General features: G+C 33.8%; 2 protein-coding genes. Both read left to right on the forward strand.

Going from position 1 to position 2,760, the window contains the following annotated elements; translation table 11 throughout:
• Positions 1–553 precede the first annotated feature (553 nt).
• Positions 554–1,597, forward strand: a complete 1,044-nt coding sequence (xerA, locus tag AC1DVP_RS21185; RefSeq protein ID WP_477185454.1) for a site-specific tyrosine recombinase/integron integrase — start codon at positions 554–556, stop codon at positions 1,595–1,597.
• A 139-nt stretch (positions 1,598–1,736) separates the two neighbouring features.
• Entirely contained in the window at positions 1,737–2,558 is an 822-nt protein-coding gene (locus tag AC1DVP_RS21190) for a hypothetical protein (protein WP_477185455.1), read from the forward strand.
• The last annotated feature ends 202 nt before the right edge of the window (positions 2,559–2,760 follow it).

Raw genomic sequence — 2,760 nt, forward strand, 5'->3', positions numbered from 1 at the left:
ATAATAAAGTGATGAATCTCCCTTCGTCTTTTCTCCTAGTTGGATATTCTGGATATTACGACTTGCGTAGTTCCTTACATTCTGTTCAGACTCTAAAAGATAAAAAGAATGAGGTTATATCTTTCCGACAATGTACTTCTTGAGTCATTTAGCGGGATTTCAACTCTCATCCTCTTTCACTTTATCATTCCAAATATATATCTTTGATAGGAGATTTTATAACTATGCAAACATAGGAKCGGGACCATCCTTACTAAAAATACCTAATCTTTATGCTCCAAAAATTCATAATCGAATTCAGGTTACAAGATAAACTTTCGATGGCAATGGTAATGACAAAAATCAATAAAAAAACTACACAGACTTAGCCTCAACGCAATAAAGCAATTCACAATCTTGTCATCTGAAGAAACGAGGGATCTCTACAAAAACTTCACAATCTGCATCTTCCATTCAATTTACCAGTACTTTCTGTATCTATAAACCTACTTTCTACAATCTTTTCCTTATCTTTATAACTCAACTATATGCCTTTACCTTAATTATACGCCTTATGAACTGGAAAGCTCAACTAATTAAATGCGGTGGCGAAAGCCGTATCGCCATTTATTTTGAAAAAAACTACGATTGGATTGATAGAATCAAACAACAAGAAGGCTCGAGATGGAGCCAAGCACTAGGAGTTTGGCATTTGCCGGACACCCTAGAAAACCGAATGTTATTTCAAATTACCGAAGCACCAATCAAGCGTCCTTCGGCAGAAGGAATTGCACAAATAGAAAAATTCAAGCACTGGCTATTATCAAGACGTTACAGCAATAGCACTATAACTACCTATACGGAAGCTTTAAAAACCTTTCTGACCTTTTACAACGACAAAGCAGTTGCCGAAATAAACAATGACGATGTCATTCGGTACAATAACGAATATATTTTAAACAATAAATTATCTGGTTCCTATCAAAACCAAATCGTCAATGCCATAAAATTATTTTTCTCGACCATTAGGGAAACAAAAATAGAAATAGACAAAATTCACCGTCCAAAACGAGAAAAATTACTTCCCAATGTTTTGAGTAAAGAGGAAGTAAAACTGATATTAAATGCACACAGCAACCTCAAACACAAAACGATGCTGAGTTTAATTTATGCTTGTGGATTGCGCCGAAGCGAACTCTTACATTTAAAACCCACAGATATTGACTCCAAAAGAGGCATTGTAATCATCAGACAAAGCAAGGGAAAGAAAGACAGAATTGCTCCTCTATCAAATAAAATTTTAGCCATGCTTCGGGACTATTATGTTGCTCACAAACCCACTACCTATTTGTTTGAAGGAAAATTTGGTGGTGAACCATACTCAGAATACAGCTTACAAAGTGTTTTGAAACAAGCCCTACATAAAGCAGGAATAACCAAACCTGTCACACTACATTGGCTACGTCACAGTTTTGCCACACACTTACTGGAAAACGGCACCGATTTGCGCTACATTCAAGAACTATTGGGCCACAACAGCAGCAAAACAACAGAAATCTACACCCATGTTAGTACGAAAAGCATCCAACTAATAAAAAGTCCCTTTGATGATTTGTAAGGATTAATATGTATATTTGGTTTTGAGAAAAGTGTGTTTTTATCACACATATACACCCGATTTTGGGTGGATATGTGTGATGGAGTCACACATATATACTAGTTGTGCGTCATTTTGCCGAACAGAAACGAAGATAGAAATGATTAAAAAAATATTCTTATTAAAAACCGAAGAAAAAAACTGGCTGAAAATTATTATTTGGTGGGAATTGAGACGAATTTTATACAATTTCTTTCTTCTGATTTTTGGTGGTTTATCCCTAACTATTTTGTCTTTTATAATTAAGGATATATGGTCATTTTTTTCTCCTCCAATTTTCTTATTCATTTGGATTGCTATCTTTCTGATATCAGCAAATGTTTTTTACACAAGCGGTTGGATATATCAATTACTATTTAGGAACTCAAACAATTACGTAATCAACAAACTTAAACCGAAGATTTTTATTTATGGCTTATTAATAAGTGCGTTTGTAATATTCTTACCTTGTTTTATATCAGGAAGTTATACAATTATTTCGGGCGAAAGAATTAAATCAGCATATGCAGATTTTACAACCGAAAAACCCAATATTAAAGATATTGTTGGAGAATATAAACTGTCTGAAAAAACTAAAAAAGAATTAAATATTTCTGAAATTGACGCTCAAAAAATAAAAATCGAATTTAACGCTGACGGAACTTTTGAATTTAAAAATTTCCCCGAAAATAAATTTGGTGGAAATTTAGCCGACTTTGAAAATGTTAATGCAAAAGGGAAATGGACAGTAGAATTAGATCAAGGAAGTTGGATTTTACCAATGGATTTTAAAAGTATAAAAAATTGCAAAACTGGAAAAGAAGAAGGAGGAACATTTGATTATGGTTCATTCAATTTAAATGGAAACAAACCACCATATGAAATTTATAAAATGGTTGGCGATCCAGATAGTTGGGAAGGAATAACAATGGTGAAAAAATAAAAACGAGCGCACAACAGCTACTCCTATGTAAAGCATCGTAAAGTTATTCACAACTTTTGAGAGGGTTATATGTCGGTTATTTTTCGAGTATAGAATTCCATACCAGCGGGCTTGTTGAAAAAGTTGGAAACAACTTTTTGTCCGCCGAAGGCTGGGACTGAAAAAGTTATTCTGACTTTTTCAATAATGCCACGAATTTATG

It is taken from the genome of Flavobacterium sp. P3_A6, from assembly GCF_056403035.1.

Excerpts from the sequence above, each read along its gene's own strand:
- xerA (WP_477185454.1), top strand. The coding sequence starts at position 554 with ATGAACTGGAAAGCTCAACTAATTAAATGCGGTGGCGAAAGCCGTATC.
- AC1DVP_RS21190 (WP_477185455.1), top strand. The coding sequence starts at position 1,737 with ATGATTAAAAAAATATTCTTATTAAAAACCGAAGAAAAAAACTGGCTG.